Origin of the sequence: Methylobacterium sp. J-078, from assembly GCF_022829285.1 — a bacterium.
Classification (GTDB): domain Bacteria; phylum Pseudomonadota; class Alphaproteobacteria; order Rhizobiales; family Beijerinckiaceae; genus Methylobacterium.
Window position 1 is genome coordinate 1 of the sequence record NZ_JAKSYI010000003.1, and the last position, 642, is coordinate 642.

General features: G+C 80.8%; 1 protein-coding gene. It reads right to left on the minus strand.

What is annotated here, in order from left to right:
- Positions 1-642, minus strand: a 642-nt coding sequence (locus MKK58_RS00080) for a hypothetical protein (RefSeq protein ID WP_409565149.1), incomplete at both ends; no start/stop codon positions are given.

A 642-nucleotide genomic window follows, 5' to 3' on the forward strand; every position in this document is an offset into this window, starting at 1 on the left:
CGCCCCGCCAGGAGCGTCCGGAGCCGCGCCAAGAGCGCCCCGACCGCCAAGAGCGCCCCGACCGTCAGGAGCGTCCCGATCGCCAGGAGCGCCCCGACCGTCAGGAGCGGCCCGAGCGCGACCAGGGTCCGGCCCGGCGCGGTCGGCAATGGCACCGCGGGGGCGGAGGAGGCCCGCGTGGGGGCGGTGGTCGCCGCGAACGGCCCGAGCCGCGCCAGGCGCGCCCCGAGCCCCGCCAGGAGCGCCCCGAGCCCCGCCAGGAGCGCCCCGAGCCCCGCCAGGAGCGCCCGGAACCCCGCCAGGAACGCCCAGCTCCGCGCCAGGAACGGCCTGAACCCCGCCAGGAGCGCCCCGAGCCGCGCCAGGAACGCCCGGAGCCCCGGCAGGAGCGTCCCGCGCCGCGTCAGGAGCGGCCGGAGCCCCGGCAGGAACGTCCCGAGCCTCGCCAGGAACGTCCCGACCGGCAGGAACGTCCCGAGCGGGCGCCCGCCGAGCGCCCGGCGCCCCGCCAGGAGCGTCCGGAGCCGCGCCAAGAGCGCCCCGACCGCCAAGAGCGCCCCGACCGTCAGGAGCGTCCCGATCGCCAGGAGCGCCCCGACCGTCAGGAGCGGCCCGAGCGCGACCAGGGTCCGGCCCGGCGCG